Source organism: Pseudomonas sp. LAMO17WK12:I10 (genome assembly GCF_900215185.1).
GTDB lineage: Bacteria > Pseudomonadota > Gammaproteobacteria > Pseudomonadales > Pseudomonadaceae > Aquipseudomonas > Aquipseudomonas chlororaphis.
This window is the reverse complement of sequence record NZ_OBDX01000005.1, coordinates 107,839-128,719: the sequence shown is the minus strand read 5'-3', so window position 1 is coordinate 128,719 and position 20,881 is coordinate 107,839. Positions and strand designations below refer to the sequence as shown.

The 20,881-nt window shown below is 63.2% G+C and carries 20 protein-coding genes; 16 read left to right on the top strand and 4 right to left on the bottom strand.

From position 1 onward, the window contains the following. Window positions 1-483 precede the first annotated feature (483 nt). Both argF and CRO75_RS08225 read left to right on the top strand, forming a co-directional pair. Window positions 484-1,404 carry an ornithine carbamoyltransferase gene (gene argF / locus CRO75_RS08230; RefSeq protein WP_009045370.1) on the top strand — a complete coding sequence of 307 codons (921 nt, stop codon included), beginning with the start codon at window positions 484-486 and terminating at the stop codon, window positions 1,402-1,404. After that, window positions 1,401-2,510 (top strand): ABC transporter ATP-binding protein, encoded by a 1,110-nt coding sequence (locus CRO75_RS08225; protein WP_097134955.1) that lies wholly within the window; start codon window positions 1,401-1,403, stop codon window positions 2,508-2,510. The genes argF and CRO75_RS08225 overlap by 4 nt, the downstream gene beginning before the upstream one ends. A gap of 43 nt (window positions 2,511-2,553) precedes the next feature. Here the strand turns inward: CRO75_RS08225 and CRO75_RS08220 are convergent, their stop codons facing one another. Together CRO75_RS08220 and ybaK are read right to left on the bottom strand one after the other, a co-directional pair. After that, window positions 2,554-3,336: a PhzF family phenazine biosynthesis protein gene (locus CRO75_RS08220; protein ID WP_097134954.1), complete on the bottom strand. Its 783-nt coding sequence runs from the start codon at window positions 3,334-3,336 to the stop codon at window positions 2,554-2,556. 115 nt (window positions 3,337-3,451) lie between these two features. Then, window positions 3,452-3,922 carry a Cys-tRNA(Pro) deacylase gene (ybaK, locus tag CRO75_RS08215; RefSeq protein WP_097134953.1) on the bottom strand — a complete coding sequence of 157 codons (471 nt, stop codon included), beginning with the start codon at window positions 3,920-3,922 and terminating at the stop codon, window positions 3,452-3,454. 374 nt (window positions 3,923-4,296) lie between these two features. On the opposite strand from ybaK, the gene CRO75_RS08210 reads away from it, so the two are divergent. The 14 genes from CRO75_RS08210 (at window position 4,297) to CRO75_RS08145 (ending at window position 18,800) form a co-directional block, all read left to right on the top strand. Continuing rightward, window positions 4,297-5,148 carry an MIP/aquaporin family protein gene (locus CRO75_RS08210; RefSeq protein ID WP_009045374.1) on the top strand — a complete coding sequence of 284 codons (852 nt, stop codon included), beginning with the start codon at window positions 4,297-4,299 and terminating at the stop codon, window positions 5,146-5,148. Window positions 5,149-5,226: 78 nt separating this feature from the next. Beyond that, on the top strand, window positions 5,227-6,732 hold the full coding sequence (gene glpK / locus CRO75_RS08205) for a glycerol kinase GlpK (RefSeq protein ID WP_097134952.1): 1,506 nt from the start codon (window positions 5,227-5,229) through the stop codon (window positions 6,730-6,732). 95 nt (window positions 6,733-6,827) lie between these two features. Beyond that, on the top strand, window positions 6,828-7,583 hold the full coding sequence (locus tag CRO75_RS08200; protein ID WP_007922413.1) for a DeoR/GlpR family transcriptional regulator: 756 nt from the start codon (window positions 6,828-6,830) through the stop codon (window positions 7,581-7,583). Window positions 7,584-7,879: 296 nt separating this feature from the next. Beyond that, on the top strand, window positions 7,880-9,418 hold the full coding sequence (glpD, locus tag CRO75_RS08195; protein ID WP_097134951.1) for a glycerol-3-phosphate dehydrogenase: 1,539 nt from the start codon (window positions 7,880-7,882) through the stop codon (window positions 9,416-9,418). A 437-nt stretch (window positions 9,419-9,855) separates the two neighbouring features. After that, window positions 9,856-10,770 carry a glutamate/aspartate ABC transporter substrate-binding protein gene (locus CRO75_RS08190; protein ID WP_097134950.1) on the top strand — a complete coding sequence of 305 codons (915 nt, stop codon included), beginning with the start codon at window positions 9,856-9,858 and terminating at the stop codon, window positions 10,768-10,770. Window positions 10,771-10,959: 189 nt separating this feature from the next. Beyond that, window positions 10,960-11,706 carry an amino acid ABC transporter permease gene (locus tag CRO75_RS08185; RefSeq protein WP_038576239.1) on the top strand — a complete coding sequence of 249 codons (747 nt, stop codon included), beginning with the start codon at window positions 10,960-10,962 and terminating at the stop codon, window positions 11,704-11,706. Continuing rightward, on the top strand, window positions 11,706-12,377 hold the full coding sequence (locus CRO75_RS08180) for an ABC transporter permease subunit (protein ID WP_038576238.1): 672 nt from the start codon (window positions 11,706-11,708) through the stop codon (window positions 12,375-12,377). Before CRO75_RS08185 ends, CRO75_RS08180 begins: the two co-directional genes overlap by 1 nt. Then, on the top strand, window positions 12,374-13,108 hold the full coding sequence (locus CRO75_RS08175) for an amino acid ABC transporter ATP-binding protein (protein WP_007927141.1): 735 nt from the start codon (window positions 12,374-12,376) through the stop codon (window positions 13,106-13,108). Before CRO75_RS08180 ends, CRO75_RS08175 begins: the two co-directional genes overlap by 4 nt. A 145-nt stretch (window positions 13,109-13,253) precedes the next feature. Further along, window positions 13,254-15,155, top strand: coding sequence for a sensor histidine kinase (locus CRO75_RS08170; protein ID WP_097134949.1), 1,902 nt, complete (start codon window positions 13,254-13,256; stop codon window positions 15,153-15,155). Next, a complete protein-coding gene (locus CRO75_RS08165; protein ID WP_007927143.1) occupies window positions 15,152-16,477 on the top strand; it encodes a sigma-54 dependent transcriptional regulator in 1,326 nt (441 codons plus the stop codon). The genes CRO75_RS08170 and CRO75_RS08165 overlap by 4 nt, the downstream gene beginning before the upstream one ends. 30 nt (window positions 16,478-16,507) lie before the next feature. After that, entirely contained in the window at window positions 16,508-16,837 is a 330-nt protein-coding gene (locus tag CRO75_RS08160; RefSeq protein ID WP_162096444.1) for a GlpM family protein, read from the top strand. Window positions 16,838-17,078: 241 nt separating this feature from the next. Beyond that, window positions 17,079-17,999 (top strand): arginase, encoded by a 921-nt coding sequence (locus CRO75_RS08155; RefSeq protein ID WP_097134948.1) that lies wholly within the window; start codon window positions 17,079-17,081, stop codon window positions 17,997-17,999. Continuing rightward, the gene (locus tag CRO75_RS08150; RefSeq protein WP_053262459.1) at window positions 17,996-18,370 is read left to right on the top strand and encodes an EamA family transporter; all 375 of its coding nucleotides are present in this window, start codon (window positions 17,996-17,998) and stop codon (window positions 18,368-18,370) included. Before CRO75_RS08155 ends, CRO75_RS08150 begins: the two co-directional genes overlap by 4 nt. Before the next feature lie 31 nt (window positions 18,371-18,401). Then, window positions 18,402-18,800, top strand: coding sequence for an EamA family transporter (locus tag CRO75_RS08145; protein ID WP_097134947.1), 399 nt, complete (start codon window positions 18,402-18,404; stop codon window positions 18,798-18,800). A gap of 169 nt (window positions 18,801-18,969) precedes the next feature. Here the strand turns inward: CRO75_RS08145 and CRO75_RS08140 are convergent, their stop codons facing one another. Further along, the gene (locus CRO75_RS08140; RefSeq protein ID WP_097134946.1) at window positions 18,970-19,836 is read right to left on the bottom strand and encodes a fatty acid desaturase; all 867 of its coding nucleotides are present in this window, start codon (window positions 19,834-19,836) and stop codon (window positions 18,970-18,972) included. Between the two features lie 207 nt (window positions 19,837-20,043). Next, window positions 20,044-20,826, bottom strand: a complete 783-nt coding sequence (locus tag CRO75_RS08130) for a MipA/OmpV family protein (RefSeq protein ID WP_097134944.1) — start codon at window positions 20,824-20,826, stop codon at window positions 20,044-20,046. Between the last annotated feature and the right edge of the window lie 55 nt (window positions 20,827-20,881).

Genomic DNA, 20,881 nt, shown 5'->3' with positions numbered 1-20,881 from the left:
GCGCATTTATAACCCCGGCCCTTTGCCTGAGGAAATATTTCTGCCGACATCCCCTGCCGCGAGCCTTCCAATTTCCCGCCCTGCTCGAAGTGCCCAAGAGCCCGGCAGAGAAAAACCCAGCCCGCGCCAGCCATATGCCTGATAGCGGCATGCGCCACGAGGCGCGTTGCAAAGCGGCCGAGGCGCAGTGTACAAATGCTGCTGCGGACCTATGCAAAGTGGATTGACTCCACATCCAACTGGGCCCATCTGAACATGCTGTAAAACGTCACGAATGGCCCACTTTTTTGGCCCAGGCCACTCGCTGCAAGTGGTGAAAGCCTTAGAAACCAAGCCTGCTATTGGTAAGACGCGACATTTAATTATAAGATCGCGCCTTCCCCTATTTCGTCGCCCCGTGCGGCTTTCGCCGCAGGTCTCGCCCGTTTCTCGATAAAACAAGGCTTTGAGTATCTGCGGTCTGTTGCAAAAAGGTAGTTAATGATGAGCGCAAGGCACTTTCTCTCCCTGATGGATTGCACGCCCGAAGAGCTGGTCAGCGTGATTCGTCGAGGCATCGAGCTGAAGGACCTGCGTAACCGCGGCGTACTCTTCGAGCCCCTGAAAAACCGCGTTCTCGGGATGATTTTCGAGAAGTCGTCTACCCGCACCCGCCTGTCCTTCGAAGCCGGCATGATCCAGCTCGGCGGCCAGGCAATCTTCCTGTCCCCGCGCGACACCCAACTGGGTCGCGGCGAGCCGATCAGCGACTGCGCCATCGTCATGTCGCGCATGCTCGACGCGGTGATGATCCGTACCTTTGCCCACAGCACCCTGACCGAGTTCGCGGCCAACTCCCGCGTACCGGTGATCAACGGCCTGTCCGACGACCTGCACCCGTGCCAGTTGCTGGCCGACATGCAAACCTTCCTCGAACACCGCGGCTCGATCCAGGGCAAGACCGTGGCCTGGATCGGCGACGGCAACAACATGTGCAACAGCTATATAGAAGCGGCGATCCAGTTCGACTTCCAACTGCGCATCGCCTGCCCCGAAGGCTACGACCCCAACCCTGAATTCGTCGCCCGCGCCGGCGACCGGGTGAGCATCGTGCGCGATCCGCAAGACGCGGTGATCGGCGCCCACCTGGTGAGCACCGACGTCTGGACCTCCATGGGCCAGGAAGAAGAAACCGCCCTGCGCCTCAAGCTGTTCGCGCCGTTCCAGGTCAATCGCGCGTTGCTCGACCTGGCCGCCGAAGACGTGCTGTTCATGCACTGCCTGCCCGCCCACCGCGGCGAAGAAATCAGCCTCGACCTGCTGGACGATCCACGCTCCGTAGCGTGGGACCAGGCAGAAAACCGTCTCCACGCACAAAAGGCCCTGCTCGAGTTTCTGGTCGAGCCGGCGTACCACCACGCATGAGCCAGCCATTACTGCTTAACCTGCGCAATCTCGCCTGCGGCTACCAGGACCAACGGGTCGTGCAGAACCTCAACCTGCACCTCAACGCCGGCGATATCGGTTGCCTGCTCGGTTCCTCCGGCTGCGGCAAGACCACCACCCTGCGCGCGATTGCCGGTTTCGAGCCGGTGCACGAAGGTGAAATCCAGCTGGCCGGCGAAACCATCTCCCGCGCCGGCTTCACCCTGGCGCCGGAACGTCGGCGGATCGGCATGGTGTTCCAGGACTACGCCCTGTTCCCGCACCTGAGCGTGGCGGACAACATTGCCTTCGGCATCCGCAAGCACCCGCAGAAGAACCGGGTGGTCGAGGAGCTGCTGGAACTGGTCAACCTGAAGAACCTCGGCAAGCGCTTCCCTCACGAGCTGTCCGGCGGCCAGCAACAGCGCGTCGCACTGGCCCGGGCCCTCGCGCCGGAGCCGCAGTTGCTGCTGCTCGACGAACCCTTTTCCAACCTCGATGGCGAACTGCGGCGCAAGCTCAGCCACGAAGTGCGCGACATCCTCAAGGCTCGGGGCACCAGTGCGATACTGGTGACCCACGACCAGGAAGAAGCCTTCGCCGTCAGCGATCATGTCGGGGTGTTCAAGGAAGGCCGCCTGGAGCAATGGGACACGCCATACAACCTCTATCACGAACCGCTGACACCGTTCGTGGCGAGCTTTATCGGCCAGGGCTATTTCATCCGTGGCCAGCTGGACAGCCCGGAATCAGTGCAGACCGAACTCGGCGTACTGCGCGGCAACCGTGCCTACACCTGGCCCCCCGGCGGCGCGGTGGATGTGCTGCTACGCCCGGACGACATCGTTTATGCACCGGACAGCGCCCTCAAGGCGCGGATCGTCGGCAAGAGTTTCCAGGGCGCGTCGACCCTGTACCGCCTGCAGCTGCCGACCGGCAGCCAGCTCGAGTCGATCTTCCCAAGCCATGCCGATCATCTGATAGGCGCTGACGTCGGAATCCGCGTCGCCGCCGAACACCTGGTGCTGTTCCAGGCCTCTGGCAGCACCGCGGCGCAGCTGCCACAGGCTGAATCGGGCGTTCGCCGCTACAGCAGCGCCCACTGATCCAGCGGAAAGCGCAGGCGCCGCTCAACCGGCGCCTGCGGTTTCAATCCAGGAACAACTTGCCGCTGGCCACCAACGTCGCCTGGCCGCCAATCTTCACCCGCTCCCCCTCCAGTCGACAGAACAACGCCCCTCCGCGCTTCGAGCATTGATAAGCCGTCAGGCTCGCCTTGTCCAAGCGTTCGGCCCAATACGGAATCAGGGCGCAGTGGGTCGAGCCGGTGACCGGGTCTTCGTTGATGCCAATGGCCGGCGCGAAATAGCGCGAGACAAAATCATGCTGGCTGCCCTGCGCGGTCACGATCGCGCCAGGCCAGGGCAGCTTGGCCAGCGCCGCCATGTCCGGCTGACAGTCGAGCACCGCCTGCTCGGACTCCAGCACCGCGAACAACTCGTTGGCCCCCAGTAACGCCACGACCCTCGTGCCCAAAACGCGCTCCAGCTGTTCACGGCCATCGATCGCGCGCGGCGCACGAACCGGGAAGTCCAGCCAAAGCTGCGCGCCTTCGCGACTGACGCTCAAGGAGCCTGACTGGCAGATGAAGTCGATACGCGGCCCCTGTTCGCCATACACCTCGAACAGTACATGGGCGCTGGCAAGGGTGGCATGGCCGCATAAGGCGATTTCGGTGGTCGGGGTAAACCAGCGGATACGCCAGCCTTGAGGCTCGCGCACGACAAAAGCGGTCTCCGCCAGGTTGTGCTCGGCGGCGATGTTCTGCATCAACTCATCGGCCGGCCAGGCCGGCAGTCGATAGACCATCGCCGGGTTGCCGCTAAATGGACGATCGCTGAACGCGTCGACCTGATGAAACTCAAGCTGCATAACATTTCTCCTTGAACATGCCGCGCAAGCATGGGGCTGCCCGTCCTGACGCCGACAGCCACAGAGAAGGTTATTTTTTGCCATACAGCGCCGATACTTATCGGCGCACTGACGGTCAGTCGCGCCCGATATCGGCGAAGGTCGCCTGAGTGTGCTCGGCCAGCACCGCAGCCGAGAGTTCGACCTCAAGCCCACGCCGACCGGCACTGACGAAGATGCTGGCAAAGGGTTGCGCACTGTTATCGATAAAGGTGCGCAGGCGCTTTTTCTGGCCCAGGGGGCTGATCCCGCCCAGCAGGTAACCGGTCGCTCGCTGCGCGGCGGCCGGGTCGGCCATCTCGGCTTTTTTCACCCTCGCCGCGTGCGCCAGGGCCTTGAGGTCGAGACTTCCGACGACCGGCACCACGGCCACCAGTAATTCGCCCTTTTCACTGCTGGCCAACAGTGTCTTGAACACCTGCGCCGGGTCGAGACCAAGCTTTTCCGCTGCCTCCAGACCATAGGAGGCCGCCTTCGGGTCATGTTCATAACTGTGCACCCGATGTTCGGCGCGAACTTTTTTCAGCAGATCCAGTGCAGGGGTCATGGCAACTCCATAGGCAGGGAAAAGAACACCGGCGATTCTAGGATATCCGCCAACAAAAGGCTCTATTCCAAGGTCCATACCTCAGCCTCGGCAGCCGCCGGCACCAGGCTGGCCGCGCCTTTTGCCCAAAACCCATGCGCTTCCCGCAAGATCATTCACACAACTGATAGTTATAAAATGACCAATGGTTCACTTTCGACCTTTGACAGTAATGTTTCTTGTCTATATTTTTTCGTTTGCGAATATCATGTGGTAGATCCAATAGCCGTACCCAGCAGTAAGCCGCGTCCAGGATGGGGATCCTGCCGACGGTGAAAATCGCGCTCGGCGCCCTTCACGCCAGTGCCAGACAACAACAAAAACCGAGGTTTTCCATGACAACTGCGTTACAACAACCGTCGCTTTCCGGCCAGTGCATGGCCGAGTTCCTGGGTACAGCCTTGTTGATCTTCTTCGGTACCGGTTGCGTCGCCGCGCTCAAGGTCGCGGGCGCCAGCTTCGGCCTGTGGGAAATCAGCGTCATCTGGGGGATCGGCGTGAGCATGGCGATCTACCTCACCGCCGGCGTTTCCGGCGCGCACCTCAACCCCGCGGTCAGCATCGCGCTGTGCATCTTTACCGACTTCGAGAAACGCAAACTGCCGTTCTACATCGTCTCCCAGATCGCCGGCGCCTTCTGCGCGGCGCTGCTGGTCTACACGCTGTACAGCAACCTGTTCTTCGATTACGAACAAGCCCACCAGATGGTCCGCGGCTCCCAGGCCAGCCTTGAACTGGCGTCGGTATTCTCCACCTATCCCAACCCGGCGCTGTCCACCGCCCAGGCGTTCCTGGTCGAAGTGGTGATTACCGCAATCCTGATGGGCGTGATCATGTCCCTGACCGACGACAACAACGGCTTGCCGCGCGGCCCGATGGCGCCGCTGCTGATCGGCCTGCTGATCGCCGTGATCGGCAGCGCCATGGGGCCGCTGACTGGTTTCGCGATGAACCCGGCGCGGGATTTTGGCCCTAAACTGATGACATTCTTCATGGGTTGGGGCGAGGTTTCCTTTACCGGCGGCCGCGACATTCCGTACTTCCTGGTTCCGATTTTCGCGCCGATTATCGGTGCCTGCCTCGGCGCCGTGGCTTACCGCGGGCTGATTGCCCGCCATCTGCCAACCGTCGCCCCTGCTCCAACGGATGCCGAAAAAGCCATTGACGGCAAAGTAAGAACTTCTTGAAACCGGCGGCGCAAGGTCCTGCCCAACCCCGACCTGCGCCTCTTGCCCACTTCCTTATTTTTGTCCAAGGCAATCGTCATGACCGACATTCAGAATAAGAACTACATCATTGCCCTCGATCAGGGTACGACCAGCTCGCGCGCGATCATTTTCGATCGCGACGCCAACGTCGTGTGCACCGCCCAACGCGAATTCGTCCAGCATTACCCGCAAGCCGGCTGGGTCGAACATGACCCGATGGAAATCTTCGCCACCCAGAGCGCGGTGATGGTCGAGGCCCTGGCGCAAGCCGGCCTGCACCATGACCAGGTCGCCGCCATCGGCATCACCAACCAGCGCGAAACCACCGTGGTCTGGGACAAGACCACCGGCCGGCCGATCTACAACGCCATCGTCTGGCAGTGCCGCCGCAGCACCGAGATCTGCCAGCAGCTCAAGCGTGACGGCCTGGAAGAGTACATCCGCGACACCACCGGCCTGGTCACCGACCCGTATTTCTCCGGCACCAAACTGAAGTGGATCCTCGACAACGTCGAAGGCAGCCGCGAACGCGCGCGCAACGGCGAACTGCTGTTCGGCACCGTCGACAGCTGGCTGATCTGGAAATTCACCGGCGGCAAGACCCACGTCACCGACTACACCAACGCCTCGCGCACCATGCTCTTCAACATCCACACCCTGGGGTGGGATGCGAAGATGCTGGAAGTGCTGGATATCCCGCGGGAAATGCTGCCGCAAGTGAAGTCCTCCTCGGAAATCTACGGCCGCACCAAAAGCGGCATCGCCATCGGCGGTATCGCCGGCGACCAGCAGGCGGCGCTGTTCGGCCAGATGTGCGTCGAGCCGGGCCAGGCGAAGAACACCTACGGCACTGGCTGCTTCCTGCTGATGAACACCGGCGACAAGGCGGTCAAGTCCAAGCACGGCATGCTCACCACCATCGCCTGCGGCCCTCGCGGCGAAGTGGCTTACGCCCTCGAAGGCGCGGTGTTCAACGGTGGTTCCACCGTGCAGTGGCTGCGGGACGAACTGAAGATCATCAACGATGCCCACGACACCGAATACTTCGCCAGCAAGGTCAAGGACAGCAACGGCGTGTACCTGGTCCCGGCCTTCACCGGCCTGGGCGCTCCGTACTGGGACCCCTACGCCCGTGGCGCGCTGTTCGGCCTGACCCGTGGCGTGCGCGTGGACCACATCATCCGCGCCGCGCTGGAATCGATCGCCTACCAGACCCGCGACGTCCTCGACGCCATGCAGCAGGACTCCGGCGAACGCCTCAAGGCCCTGCGCGTGGACGGCGGCGCGGTCGCCAACAACTTCCTCATGCAGTTCCAGGCCGACATCCTCGGCACCCAGGTCGAGCGCCCGCAAATGCGCGAAACCACGGCCCTGGGCTCGGCCTACCTGGCCGGCCTGGCCTGCGGCTTCTGGGGCAGCCTGGAAGAGCTGCGCGGCAAGGCGGTGATCGAGCGCGAGTTCGAACCGCAGTTGGCCGAAACCGAGAAGGAAAAACTCTACGCCGGCTGGAAAAAAGCCGTCAGCCGCACCCGCGACTGGGAACCGCACGAAGGCGCTGAATAAGCCAGGTCGCGGATTCGTATCGGGTTGTAACTGGTCGGGAGCGGATTCCTGCGGCATCATGGGCAAATTTTGCACGGCAGCCCAAAGGAAGCCCCATGAATCTGCCTCCCCGTCAGCAGCAAATCCTCGAGCTGGTCCGCGAACGCGGTTATGTCAGCATCGAGGAAATGGCCCAGCTGTTCGTCGTTACACCGCAAACCATCCGCCGCGATATCAACCAGTTGGCGGAAGTGAACCTGTTGCGTCGCTACCATGGCGGCGCAGCCTACGACTCCAGTGTCGAAAACACCGCCTACGCCATGCGCGCCGATCAGATGCGCGACGAGAAACAACGCATCGGCGAAGCCATCGCCGCGCAGATCCCCGATCACGCCTCGCTGTTCATCAACATCGGTACCACCACCGAATCCATTGCCCGGGCGCTGCTCAATCACAGCCACCTGAAGATCATCACCAACAACCTGCACGTGGCTTCCATGCTCAGCGCCAAGGACGATTTCGACGTGCTGCTGACCGGTGGCAATGTGCGTCGCGATGGCGGCGTGGTCGGCCAGGCCAGCGTCGACTTCATCAACCAGTTCAAGGTCGATTTCGCTCTGGTCGGCATCAGCGGTATCGACGAAGACGGCAGCCTGCTGGACTTCGACTACCAGGAAGTGCGGGTATCCCAGGCGATCATCGCCAATGCCCGGCAGGTGATCCTGGCCGCCGACTCCAGCAAGTTCGGACGTAATGCCATGATCCGCCTCGGCCCCATCAGCCTGATCGATTGCCTGGTCACCGACCAGCAGCCGGTTCCGGCGCTGACCCAGTTGCTGCAGCAACACAAGATTCGCCTGGAAGTCGTCTGACCCCCTCCCCGTGTAGCCGCTGCCGCAGGCTGCGATAAGGCCGAAGGCCTTCAGCGAACTGGAGATCCTGCGCCCCCTTCGGGCGCGATCGCAGCCTTCGGCAGCGGCTCCAGCTCGCTCCTCCGCAAGCCGCGGACACCTCGCGTCCGACAATGTTCGTAAATTTTCCTTTCCCTGCCTTTCGATGAGTTTTTTCAATCGAATCCCACTGGCTGTCGGCGTGTTTCTGCGCTAGTATTTTCGCAAATGAACATTAATGTTCGATTTCAAATACCAGAAGAACACGAGGCCAGTCGATGCCCACTTCCACCTTGCCCGCGCCCCCTCTCGCCGAGATTTATGACATTGCCGTGATCGGCGGTGGGATCAATGGCGTCGGCATCGCCGCCGATGCCGCCGGGCGTGGCCTGTCCGTGTTCCTTTGCGAAAAAGACGACCTGGCCAGCCATACTTCCTCGGCCAGCAGCAAGCTGATCCACGGTGGCCTGCGCTACCTCGAACATTACGAGTTCCGTCTGGTGCGCGAAGCCCTGGCCGAACGCGAAGTGCTGCTGGCCAAGGCCCCGCATATCGTCAAGCCCATGCGTTTCGTCCTGCCGCACCGCCCGCACCTGCGTCCGGCGTGGATGATCCGCGCCGGCCTGTTCCTGTATGACCACCTGGGCAAGCGGGAAAAACTCGCCGGTTCCAAGAGCCTCAAGTTCGGTGCCGACAGCCCGTTGAAAGCCGAGATCACCAAAGGCTTCGAATACTCCGACTGCTGGGTAGACGACGCTCGCCTGGTGGTGTTGAACGCCATGGCCGCCCGCGAAAAAGGCGCCCATGTGCACACCCAGACCCGCTGCATCAGCGCCCGCCGCAGCAAGGGCATGTGGCACCTGCACCTGGAGCGCGCCGACGGCAGCCTGTTCTCGATTCAAGCCAAGGCCCTGGTGAACGCCGCCGGCCCATGGGTCGCCAAGTTCATCAAGGACGACCTGAAGCTGGATTCGCCTTACGGCATCCGCCTGATCCAGGGCAGCCACCTGATCGTGCCGAAGCTGTACGAAGGCGAACATGCGCACATCCTGCAGAACGAAGACCAGCGCATCGTCTTCACCATTCCGTACCTGAACCACTTCACCCTGATCGGCACCACCGACCGCGAGTACACCGGTGACCCGGCGAAGGTGGCGATTACCGAAAGCGAAACCGACTACATCCTGAAAGTGGTCAACGCCCACTTCAAGAAGCAGCTGAGCCGCCAGGACATCGTGCACACCTACTCCGGTGTGCGCCCGCTGTGCAACGACGAATCCGACAACCCGTCGGCCGTGACCCGCGACTACACCCTGGCGCTGTCCGGCAATGCCGACGAAGCGCCGCTGCTGTCGGTGTTCGGCGGCAAGCTGACCACCTACCGCAAGCTGGCCGAATCGGCCATGGCCCAGCTGACGCCGTTCTTCAAGAACATCAAGCCGAGCTGGACCGCCCACTCGACCCTGCCCGGCGGCGAAGACATGAGCACCCCGCAGGCACTGGCCGAGGCGATTCGCCAGAAGTTCGACTGGGTACCCAGCGAAATCGCCCGCCGTTGGGCCAGCAGCTACGGCAGCCGCACTTGGCGCCTGCTGGAAGGCGTGCACAGCCTGAACGACCTGGGCGAGCACCTGGGTGGCGGCCTGTACACCCGTGAAGTCGATTACCTGTGCAGCGAAGAATGGGCAGTCAACGCCCAGGACATCCTGTGGCGCCGCAGCAAGCTGGGCCTGTTCACCACACCGGCAGAGCAGGAAAAACTGCAGCATTACCTGCAGAAGGTCGAGCAGAACCGGGCGAAGATCGAAGCCGCCTGATCGCCCCTCCTATAAAGAAGCCCCCGCGCCATACGGCCCGGGGGCTTTTTTTGGCCGCAGCTTCTGTAGCAGCGAGGCTTGCCCGCGATGAACGATGACGCAGTCCAACAGGTACACCGCAGCGCCCGGATTGCGGGCAAGCCTCGCGTCTACAGGGGAATGAGCCCGGCCGTGCTGGGCATTCGGTTTTCCGAACGCGACTTTCGGGTCGATTCGGATAACCGGATAAAGACCGCCGACAATATCCGCCATAAATATTTAATAGCCTTTCAAATCAAGGCCTTGATACGGGCCAGCTGGCCTGGCACGACTCATGCTCTACACTCTCCGACGAATGCCTGATGCGCCAACACACATCAGGAGCCGTCAAGGCATTCGCTGTATAAGAGAGCCGTCGAACTGGCTTCATAAAAAAAACAAATGTCGAGGAAATATTGATGCGCATCGTTCCCCATCTGTTGGGCGCAGCCATTGCTGCTGCTCTGATTAGCACTCCAGTGGTCGCCGCCGAACTCACCGGCACGCTGAAGAAAATCAAAGACTCCGGCACCATCACCCTCGGACATCGCGACGCTTCCATTCCGTTCTCCTACATCGCGGATGCATCCGGCGTTCCAGTCGGCTACTCCCACGACATCCAGCTGAAAATCGTCGAAGCCCTGAAAAAAGACCTCGACATGCCGGATCTCAAGGTCAAATACAACCTGGTTACCTCGCAGACCCGTATCCCGCTGGTGCAGAACGGCACCGTGGACATCGAGTGCGGTTCCACCACCAACAACGTCGAGCGTCAGCAGCAGGTCGACTTCTCCGTAGGCATCTTCGAGATCGGCACCCGCCTGCTGTCCAAGAAGGATTCGCCTTACAAGGACTTCCCGGACCTCAAAGGCAAGAACGTCGTGACCACCGCCGGCACCACGTCCGAGCGCATCCTCAAGGCGATGAACGCCGACAAGCAGATGGGCATGAACGTGATCTCGGCCAAGGACCACGGCGAGTCCTTCAACATGCTCGAAGGCGGCCGCGCCGTAGCCTTCATGATGGACGACGCGCTGCTGGCCGGTGAAATGGCCAAGGCCCGCAAACCGAGCGAGTGGGCCGTGACCGGCACCGCGCAATCCTATGAAATCTACGGCTGCATGGTTCGCAAGGGCGACGCACCGTTCAAGAAGGCCGTGGACGACGCCATCATCGCCACCTTCAAGTCGGGTGAGATCAACAAGATCTACGACAGATGGTTCCAGTCGCCGATTCCACCAAAAGGCCTGAACCTGATGTTCCCGATGAGCGACGAGCTCAAGGCCCTGATCGCCAACCCGACCGACAAAGCGGCTGACGATAAAAAGTCCTGATTCCTGACTAACCTTGTCTCCTGAAAGGGCGCGGCCCTTTCAGGAGCCTGTCACTACCTGCTGGCTTTTTTTGGAAACACTCGAACCGGTGGTTGTCGAGCCGATCGTGTGTGCCTGGGCGTCATCCAGGCGGGAACGGATTTCCCCAAGCGGGTGCTTGTACATCGATCGATCAGAGGGGAGACCCTAATGAATTACAACTGGGACTGGGGCGTGTTCTTCAAGTCCACCGGCGTGGGCAGCGAGACCTATCTCGACTGGTACATCGCGGGCCTGGGCTGGACCATCGCCATCGCCGTGGTGGCCTGGATCGTCGCGCTGCTGCTGGGCTCGATCCTGGGCGTCATGCGGACCGTGCCGAACCGCCTGGTGTCGGGCATCGCCACCGTCTACGTGGAGATCTTCCGTAACGTACCGCTGCTGGTTCAGCTGTTCATCTGGTACTTCCTGGTACCGGACCTGCTGCCGCCAGACCTGCAGGAGTGGTACAAGCAGGACCTCAACCCGACCACCTCGGCCTACTTGAGCGTCGTCGTGTGCCTGGGCCTGTTCACCGCCGCCCGTGTCTGCGAACAGGTGCGCACCGGTATCCAGGCGCTGCCACGCGGCCAGGAATCCGCGGCCCGCGCCATGGGCTTCAAGCTGCCGCAGATCTACTGGAACGTGCTGCTGCCCCAGGCCTATCGGATCATCATTCCGCCGCTTACCTCGGAATTCCTCAACGTCTTCAAGAACTCCTCCGTGGCCTCGCTGATCGGCCTGATGGAGTTGCTGGCGCAGACCAAGCAGACCGCCGAGTTCTCGGCCAACCTGTTTGAAGCCTTCACCCTGGCCACGCTGATCTACTTCACCCTGAACATGAGCCTGATGCTGCTGATGCGCATGGTCGAGAAGAAAGTCGCGGTGCCCGGCCTGATCTCCGTGGGGGGCAAATAATGGATTTCGACTTCACTGGCGTCGTCCCGGCCATTCCCGGCCTGTGGAACGGCATGCTGATGACCCTCAAGCTGATGGCCCTGGGCGTCGTCGGCGGGATCATCCTCGGCACCATCCTGGCGTTGATGCGTCTGTCCCACAGCAAACTGCTGTCGAACATCGCTGGCGTCTACGTCAACTACTTCCGCTCCATCCCGCTGCTGCTGGTGATCACCTGGTTCTACCTGGCGGTGCCCTTCGTGCTGCGCTGGATCACCGGCGAAGACACCCCGATCGGTGCGTTCGGCTCGTGCATCGTCGCCTTCATGATGTTCGAGGCGGCGTACTTCTGTGAAATCGTCCGCGCCGGCGTGCAGTCGATTCCCAAGGGCCAGATGGGCGCCGCCCAGGCACTGGGCATGAGCTATGGCCAGATGATGCGCCTGATCATCCTGCCCCAGGCGTTCCGCAAGATGACCCCGCTGCTGCTGCAGCAGAGCATCATCCTGTTCCAGGACACCTCGCTGGTGTACACCGTGGGCCTGGTGGACTTCCTCAATGCCTCGCGCTCCAGCGGCGACATCATCGGCCGCTCCAATGAGTTCCTGATCGTTGCCGGTCTGGTGTATTTCACAATCAGCTTTGCCGCCTCGCTGCTGGTCAAGCGTCTGCAAAAAAGGTTTGCCGTATGATCTCTATCAAGAACATCAACAAGTGGTATGGGGACTTCCAGGTGCTGACCGATTGCAGCACCGAGGTCAAGAAAGGCGAAGTGATCGTGGTGTGCGGACCGTCCGGCTCCGGCAAATCCACCCTGATCAAATGCGTCAACGCCCTGGAGCCGTTCCAGAAAGGTGACATCGTGGTCGACGGCACCTCCATCGCCGACCCGAAGACCAACCTGCCGAAACTGCGCTCGCGCGTGGGCATGGTGTTCCAGCACTTCGAGCTCTTCCCGCACCTGACCATCACCGAAAACCTGACCATCGCGCAGATCAAGGTGCTGGGCCGCAGCAAGGAAGAAGCCACCAAGAAAGGCCTGCAATTGCTGGAGCGCGTAGGTCTTTCGGCCCATGCCCACAAGCATCCAGGCCAGTTGTCCGGCGGCCAGCAGCAACGTGTGGCGATCGCCCGCGCGCTGGCGATGGACCCGATCGTCATGCTGTTCGACGAACCGACTTCCGCCCTCGACCCGGAAATGGTCAACGAAGTGCTGGACGTGATGGTGCAACTGGCCCACGAAGGCATGACCATGATGTGCGTGACCCACGAAATGGGCTTCGCCCGCAAGGTCGCGGACCGGGTGATCTTCATGGACGCCGGCAAAATCATCGAAGACTGCCCGAAAGAGGAATTCTTCGGCGACATCAACGCCCGCTCCGAGCGTGCGCAGCATTTCCTCGAGAAAATCCTGCAGCACTAAAGCACAGCCTGTAGCCGCTACCGCAGGCTGCGATCGGCTCCGAAGGAGACGTGCTCTTCGGATCCGGAGAAGGTCCTGCGGACCTTATCGCAGCCCGCGGCAGCGGCTACAGGAATCGTGCAGTGGTTGACCCAAGGCATCTGTGATGAAATGCGACCCCACTCTCTATCGCGCCGCGCCGCCATCACTCGCCGTGAAACCCCGTCTGATCCGCCACCTGTTCCTGCCGCCACTGGTCATCGCGCTGATGATCGGCCTGGGCTATGTCGGCTTTTGGATCAGCGAGCACTACGGCATCCGCAGCCTCAGCGAGAACGGCGAACGCCAGCTGGAATTGCACGCCCGCGCGGTCGAAAGCGAGATCAGCAAATACACCTACCTGCCCAGCCTGCTGGAACTCGAATCCAGTGTGTCGCTGCTGCTCAACGAGCCGACGCCGGAGCACCGGCAGACCGTCAACAATTACCTCGAAGGCCTGAACCGGCGCAGCCGCAGTCGGGCCATTTACGTGATGGACACCACCGGCCGCGTGCTGGCCACCAGCAACTGGCGCGACGTCGACAGCTACCTGGGTGAAGACCTGTCGTTCCGGGCCTATTTCCAGAATGCCGTGCGCGGCCAGCCCGGGCGCTTCTACGGCATCGGCAGTACCAACGGCGAGCCCGGCTACTACCTGGCCCACGGCCTGGAAGAACAGGGCAAGATCATCGGCGTGGCGGTGGTCAAGGTACGCCTGGAGGCCCTGGAAGAACGTTGGCAACGCGCCCGCCTGGAAGGCTTCGTCAGCGACGAGAACGGCATCATCATCCTCTCCAGCGACCCGGCCCGGCGCCTCCGCTCGGTACGCCCGCTGAGCGACGACACCAAGGAGCGCCTGGCGCGCAGCCTGCAATATTACTGGTTCACCCTCAACGAACTGGAGCCGCTGGCCCGCGAACGCCTGGCCGAAGGCGTGGAGAAACTGACCTTCCCGGCCAACACCGAGCTGGTGTCCGACGACAAGGAAATCAGCTACCTGTCCCAGACCCGGCCCCTGAGCGATACGCCCTGGAACTTTACCCTGCTGACCCCGCTCAAGGACCTGCGTCGCGAAGCCATCAACCAGGGCATCCTGGTGGCCGTGGCCTTCGCCCTGGTGGCTTTCCTGCTGATTGCCTGGAACGAGCGGCGCAAGGTCATCGCCACCCGCCTCGCCGCCCGCGAAGCCCTGCAGGAAGCCAACAACCAGCTGGAACGGCGAATCGCCGAACGCACCAGCGACCTGCGCGCCAGCAACGAACGGCTCAAGGGTCAGATTCGCGAACGCCGCCAGGCCGAGGAAACCCTGCGCCGCGCCCAGGACGAACTGGTCCAGGCCGGCAAGCTCGCCGCCATCGGCCAGATGTCCACCAGCATTGCCCATGAACTGAACCAGCCACTGGCCGCCCTGCGCACCCTGTCCGGCAACACCGTGCGTTTCCTCGAGCGCGGCGCCCTGGACACCGCCAGCACCAACCTCAAGACCATCAACGAACTGATCGACCGCATGGGCCGCATCACCGCCAGCCTGCGCTCCTTCGCCCGTCGCGGCGAGGACCAGGGCGAAGCCAGCCTCGGCAAGGCCGTGGACGCAGCCTTGCAACTGCTCAACGCGCGCCTGGAAAACCTGCCGCTGCAATTGCACCGCGACTTCAACGAAGTCCAGGTGCGGATCGACCAGACCCGCCTGGAGCAGATCCTGGTCAACCTGATCGGCAACGCCCTGGACGCCATGCAGGCCCAGCCGCGACCGGAGCTGTGGCTGGAAGGCGAAAGCGTCGAAGGCAAATACCGCCTGCGGGTGCGCGACAACGGCCACGGCATCGACGCCGAGGCGCGCAAGCACCTGTTCGAACCCTTCTTCACCACCAAACCCGGCGAGCAGGGCCTGGGCCTCGGCCTGACCCTGTCCGCCAGCCTGGCCGCCGCCACGGGTGGCAACCTGGGCGTCGAGCACCCGGCCGACGGCGGTACCGCCTTCGTCCTCAGCCTGCCCCTGGTCAGCCCTACACAAGCCGAGCCGCTATGAACAACGACCTTACCGTCCTGATCGTCGAAGACGACCCCCATGTCCTGCTCGGCTGCCAGCAGGCCCTGGCCCTGGAAGACATTCCCTGTGTCGGCGTCGGCAGCGCCGAAGAAGCCCTGGAGCGGGTCGGCGACAACTTCGCCGGGATCGTCATCAGCGATATCCGCCTGCCGGGCATCGACGGCCTGGAACTGCTGACCCGCCTCAAGGCCCGCGACCGCAGCCTGCCGGTGGTGCTGATCACCGGCCACGGCGATATCTCCATGGCCGTCGGCGCGATGCAGAAAGGCGCCTATGACTTCATGGAAAAGCCCTTCTCCCCCGAGCGCCTGGTGGACGTTGCCCGCCGCGCCCTGGAGCAGCGTGGGCTGGCCCGGGAAGTGTCGTCGCTGCGCCGCCAGCTGGCCGAGCGCGACTCCCTCGAAGGACGGATCATCGGCCGTTCGCCGGCCATGCAGCACCTGCGGGAGCTGATCGCCAACGTCGCCGACACCTCGGCCAACGTGCTGATCGAAGGCGAGACCGGTACCGGCAAGGAGTTGGTCGCCCGCTGCCTGCATGACTTCAGCCGCCGCCACACCCACCAGTTCGTCGCCCTCAACTGCGGCGGCCTGCCGGAAAACCTGTTCGAAAGCGAGATCTTCGGCCACGAGGCCAACGCCTTCACCGGCGCCGGCAAGCGGCGCATCGGCAAGATCGAGCACGCCCACGAAGGCACGCTGTTCCTCGACGAAGTGGAAAGCATGCCGATGAACCTGCAGATCAAACTGCTGCGGGTATTGCAGGAGCGCACCCTGGAGCGCCTCGGTTCGAACCAGAGCGTGGCGGTGGATTGCCGGGTGATCGCGGCGACCAAGTCCGACCTCGACGAACTGGGGCGCGCCAACCAGTTCCGCAGCGACCTGTATTACCGCCTGAACGTGGTGACCCTGGAGCTGCCGCCGTTGCGCGAACGGCGCGAGGACATCCTGCAGCTGTTCGAACACTTCCTGCAGCAGTCGTCCCTGCGCTTCGACCGCGCCGCGCCGGAGCTGGACAACCAGACCCTGTCGAATCTGATGAGCCATGACTGGCCGGGCAATGTGCGCGAGTTGCGCAACGTCGCCGAACGTTTTGCCCTGGGCCTGCCGGCGTTCAAGAAATCCAGCGGCAACGCCGCGCAGGGCCTGGGCTTTGCCGAGGCGGTCGAGGCCTTCGAGCGCAACCTACTCAACGACGCCCTGCAACGCAGCGGCGGCAACCTGACCCAGGCCAGCCAGGAACTGGGCATGGCCAAGACCACGCTGTTCGACAAGGTCAAGAAATACGGCCTGAGCCACTAACCAACGCCTGCGAGAAGTACCGTGGATTTATTGCTCAAAGCCTGCCTGGGCGCCGCCGTGGTGGTGATCCTCGCCGCCCTGGCCAAGACCCGGAATTACTACATCGCCGGCCTGGTGCCGCTGTTCCCGACCTTCGCCCTGATCGCCCACTACATCGTCGGCAAGGGCCGTTCTATTGACGACCTGAAGACCACAATCGTGTTCGGCATGTGGTCGATCATTCCCTACTTCGTGTACCTGGCGACCCTCTACGTGATGGTCGACCGCCTGCGCCTGGAAGCCTCCCTGGCGGTGGCCGCGGTGGCCTGGCTGATGGCCGCCACCGTGCTGGTCAGCGTCTGGGTGCGCGTCCACGCCTGACGCCCCCTGTAGCCGCTGCCGCAGGCTCGGGCCGCGTTCGGACGATAAGGCCTTCAGCGATCTCAAGACCTCTGCGCCCCCTACGGGGGCGATCGCAGCCTCGCGGGCCCGGCAGCGGCTACAGGTGCCGTTCAGCGCCCTGGCCCGTCCCTTGCATTTACCCTGTAAAGCCCGCTCTGCCTGCGTTTGCGACCTGTGACGCAGGCTTTTCCGAGGGGCGCTGCCATGGGTAAATCCTGCTTTGAACATTCTCGATCTCGACCACAGCCTGACCGCCCAGGAGCCTGTCCAACGCCGGCTGCGCAGCGGCCAGGCGCGACGCCTGGACCTGCTGGACCTGGGCCCGAAACTGCGGCTCTGGTCCACCGAACGCACCTACCGCCACTTCACCGAGCGCCTGCGGCAAAGGCCCGCCCACAGCGGCCCGCAGCCGGAAATCTTCTTTGTCGGCTCCGGTGACTACCACCACCTGACCCCGGCCTTCCTCGCCGACCTGCAACAGCCGGTCAGCCTGATCCACTTCGACAACCACCCCGACTGGGTGCGCTTCGCGCCGCGCCGGCACTGCGGTTCCTGGGTCAACCGAGCGCTGCAGATGCCGCACATCCAGCGCATCGTCACCCTCGGGCCGTGCAGCGACGACCTGCACAACCCGCAGCTGCGCGGCGGCAATCTCGGCACGCTGCGTCATGGCAAGCTGCAGCTGTTTCCCTGGGAGCACGCGCCCTCCAAGGTCTGGGGCCGGGTCGGCGACGGCGCCGGGCACCAGCAGCAGGAAAACCACCTGCACTGGCGCAACCTGGCCGGGCTCGACTGGCCAGCCTTCCTCGACCAGTTGATCGCCAGCCTGCCGACCCAGGCGATCTGGATCACCATCGACAAGGACGTGCTGGCCAGTGCCGACGCCGCGACCAACTGGGACCAGGGCGGCATGCGCCTGAGCCACCTGCTGCAGGCCCTGCGCAGCCTGGCGGCGGGCAAGCGCATCCTCGGTATCGACATCTGCGGCGAGTTCGCCGCGCCGGCCTTCAGCAACGCCTTCAAGCGCTGGGAAGCACGCTCCGACCAACCGCCGGCCGAACGCTGGAGCGCGGCCGACCTGCTGCGCAATTCGACCACCAACGAAGCCCTGATGGCGTTGTTCGAGGAGCTGTTCCCGTGACCCTGACCGTCGTCTTGCTGGTGGCGTTTTCCATTGTCCTGGACGTGATCGGCCAGCTGTGTTTCAAGCTCGGCCTGGACCGTTTGCCGGAGCTGGAAGGCGGTTTTCGCCTGAATGCCTTCTGGGGCCAGGTGTTCAACGCGCCGCTCTTGTGGTGCGGCATCGGCGCCTATGTGATCGAGTTTTTCGTCTGGCTCGAAGCCCTGTCCCGCGCGCCGCTGAGCCTGCTGTTCCCGGCGGCGGCCCTGGCCTATTGCGGCGTGGTCCTGGCCGGCAAGCTGATTCTCGGCGAGCACGTCAGCCGCCGGCGCTGGCTGGGCACCCTGGTCATCACCCTCGGCGTGATGCTGGTGTGCGTCGCCAGCACCTGAGCCTCCTCAACGCTTCACAAGGAAAGATTTCATGACTGCACAGACTCACGGCTGGCTCCACGGGCGCCTCGGCACCCTGGTGCTCTGGGTCCTGCTGATCGGCTTCGAAAGCGCCGGCCAGATCGCCACCAAGGTCGGCGGCGACCAACTGGGCCAGATGGATTTCAACCTGCAATGGCTGGCCGCGGTGGCGGTCAACCCGGGGGTGCTGCTGGCGATTGCCTGCTACATCGGCGCGTTCTTCGTGTGGATGCTGATCCTGCGGCGCAGCAGCCTGTCCCTGGCCTTCCCCCTGAGTTCGCTGGTGTTCGTGGTGGTGTTGCTCGGTTCCTGGCTGGGCCTGGGCGAGCAGATCAGCCTGCTGCACTGGGTCGGCGTGCTGGTGATAGTCAGCGGGATCGCCCTGCTGGCCGAGGGCGAGGAGGCCTAGGATAGGGGGGCGCATAACGCCCCTGTAGCCGCTGCCGAGCCCGCGAGGCTGCGATAAGGCCCGCAGGGCCTTGGTTCCCAATCTCCCGCCGAACCTTTCGCGGTCTTCAGAACGCCACGACCGTACCGGTCGATCGCAGCCTGCGGCAGCGGCTACAGGTACGCGGGTGTCAGCGCTTGGGATGTTTCAGCAGAAAGCCCAGGCCATGGGCCAGCGGAATCACCTTCACCCCCGCCGCCCGCTGCTGCTCGCGGATCTCGCGGTGGAAGGCCTTGACCCGGGTCCAGTGCATCTTCGGCCGGTAGTGGTGTTCGGCGTGGTAGCCGTTGTTCATCCAGATCAGGTTGTAGAGCCGGCTGTAGCTACTCACGCCCCAGGCGATCGGCAGGTCCGGGTTGCCGCCCAGGTGCTCGTAGTAGCCATTGAGCGAGGACAGCGACTGTCCCAGGTACCAGAACGGCAGCAGCACCAGCAGCGCATGCCAGTCGTATAGCGCCAGCGCCGCGTAGGCCAATACCGTCACGCCGATTTCCACCTTGACCCAACGCGCGTCCGCCGGGCGCTTGCGCTGCATTTCCTGGTAGATGGCCTTGGGGTCGTCGCGGAAAAAACTCAGGAAGGTGTAGGCCCAGACATTGTCTGGCTGGCCGTTGCGGCCATGCAGGTAGATCGACAGCGGATCGACCGTGGTGCCGTCCGGGCCGGGCCGATCCGAGTTGCCACGGTGATGGCGGTTGTGGATATCGCGGTACAGGGTCTGGGAAAAACCGATGGTCACCGACAGCAGCAGATCGAAGCCGCGGTTCAGCCACGGCAGGCTGAAATAGGCGTTGTGGATCTGGTTGTGGGAAATGCTGTTGATGCTCCACGACAGGCTGAGCGCATACAACGACGCCGCTGGCAGGATCACCCACCAGGACAGGCTGTGAAAGGCCAGCACCAGCCACAGGACGAAGGAGAAATGCGCCAGGGCCATCAGGATCGGGACAAGGTCCCACAGCGAATGGGCAAGCAGGCGATAAGCGGGACGAGCCATGAAGAACTTCCTGAAAAATGGGTTCATGGCGGTGATTGCAAAGGCCGGACCAGCCTTGCTTGCTGTAGCCGCTGCCGCAGGCTGCGATAAGGCCCGAAGGGCCTTCGGAGGCCCTCAAGAGCAACCCCTGCTGCGTCGGAGTGCCGCCCAAGTCGATCACCGCCTCCGGCAGCCGCTACAGGAGCGACGGATTCAGCAGGGCCGGCCTCAGAACTGGTAGCTGAGGGCGGTCTGGACCTGGCCCTGGTTCACTTCGCCGCGCTCGCGCACCAGGGTGCTGTCGGCCGCCGAGCCTGTCAGGTGAATCCAGCTGGCGCTGCTCATCCACGACCAGTTGCCGCCCAGGGGCACCTGCAGGTTCTGGGTCAGGGTCAGGTTCTGCAAACCGCCGCCGGCGCTGTAGCGGCCGATGCCCGTCGCCTGGGCTTCGGCGTCGCTGATGCCAAAGAAGGTCTGGGTTTGCCGGGCGTCGACGAAATGCGCGGTGAGGTTGCTGCTGCCGATGATCCCCAGGCCCAGGGGATAACCGATTTCGCCGCCGACCTTGCCCAGCAGGCCGCCCTGGCCGGAGCCCGCGGCCACTGCGCTGCCGAGGGAGGCGAACAGGCGCCAGAAGTCGTCCGGCGCGTACTGGATGTAGCCGCCGACATCGGCCATGTTCGGCACATCCCGCAGGCCGCGCAGCGAGCCGTTGGCGTTGCGTCCCGGCAGGTAGTTGATATAGGGCCCGGCGCTAAAACCCTTGGCCTTGAAGGCGTCCCAGGTCAGGCCGTCATCGGTGTCGAGGCTGACATCGCCCCACTCCAGATCGACATAGGGCAAGGGCACGGTGTCATGCCGGCTGCCGCTGGGGTCATGGGGCTGGTAACCGATGCCCAGGCCCAGCGCGCCGCTCAATCCATCCTGGCCTCCGTCCTCGGCGAAAGCCCCGCAGACAGCCCCCAGAGACAGCAGGGCGGCAAGCAGGGCGGAGCGTGTGAAGCTGAACATGGCGCGGGGTTCCTTAAGTGAAGATGCGCGCATCAATCACCACCGCGCCCCTTCC

Bases quoted from the DNA above. Each gene is read 5' to 3' on its own strand.
- argF (WP_009045370.1), top strand. From the start codon at position 484: ATGAGCGCAAGGCACTTTCTCTCCCTGATGGATTGCACGCCCGAAGAG.
- CRO75_RS08225 (WP_097134955.1), top strand. From the start codon at position 1,401: ATGAGCCAGCCATTACTGCTTAACCTGCGCAATCTCGCCTGCGGCTAC.
- CRO75_RS08220 (WP_097134954.1), bottom strand. From the start codon at position 3,336: ATGCAGCTTGAGTTTCATCAGGTCGACGCGTTCAGCGATCGTCCATTT.
- ybaK (WP_097134953.1), bottom strand. From the start codon at position 3,922: ATGACCCCTGCACTGGATCTGCTGAAAAAAGTTCGCGCCGAACATCGG.
- CRO75_RS08210 (WP_009045374.1), top strand. From the start codon at position 4,297: ATGACAACTGCGTTACAACAACCGTCGCTTTCCGGCCAGTGCATGGCC.
- glpK (WP_097134952.1), top strand. From the start codon at position 5,227: ATGACCGACATTCAGAATAAGAACTACATCATTGCCCTCGATCAGGGT.
- CRO75_RS08200 (WP_007922413.1), top strand. From the start codon at position 6,828: ATGAATCTGCCTCCCCGTCAGCAGCAAATCCTCGAGCTGGTCCGCGAA.
- glpD (WP_097134951.1), top strand. From the start codon at position 7,880: ATGCCCACTTCCACCTTGCCCGCGCCCCCTCTCGCCGAGATTTATGAC.
- CRO75_RS08190 (WP_097134950.1), top strand. From the start codon at position 9,856: ATGCGCATCGTTCCCCATCTGTTGGGCGCAGCCATTGCTGCTGCTCTG.
- CRO75_RS08185 (WP_038576239.1), top strand. From the start codon at position 10,960: ATGAATTACAACTGGGACTGGGGCGTGTTCTTCAAGTCCACCGGCGTG.
- CRO75_RS08180 (WP_038576238.1), top strand. From the start codon at position 11,706: ATGGATTTCGACTTCACTGGCGTCGTCCCGGCCATTCCCGGCCTGTGG.
- CRO75_RS08175 (WP_007927141.1), top strand. From the start codon at position 12,374: ATGATCTCTATCAAGAACATCAACAAGTGGTATGGGGACTTCCAGGTG.
- CRO75_RS08170 (WP_097134949.1), top strand. From the start codon at position 13,254: ATGAAATGCGACCCCACTCTCTATCGCGCCGCGCCGCCATCACTCGCC.
- CRO75_RS08165 (WP_007927143.1), top strand. From the start codon at position 15,152: ATGAACAACGACCTTACCGTCCTGATCGTCGAAGACGACCCCCATGTC.
- CRO75_RS08145 (WP_097134947.1), top strand. From the start codon at position 18,402: ATGACTGCACAGACTCACGGCTGGCTCCACGGGCGCCTCGGCACCCTG.
- CRO75_RS08140 (WP_097134946.1), bottom strand. From the start codon at position 19,836: ATGGCTCGTCCCGCTTATCGCCTGCTTGCCCATTCGCTGTGGGACCTT.
- CRO75_RS08130 (WP_097134944.1), bottom strand. From the start codon at position 20,826: ATGTTCAGCTTCACACGCTCCGCCCTGCTTGCCGCCCTGCTGTCTCTG.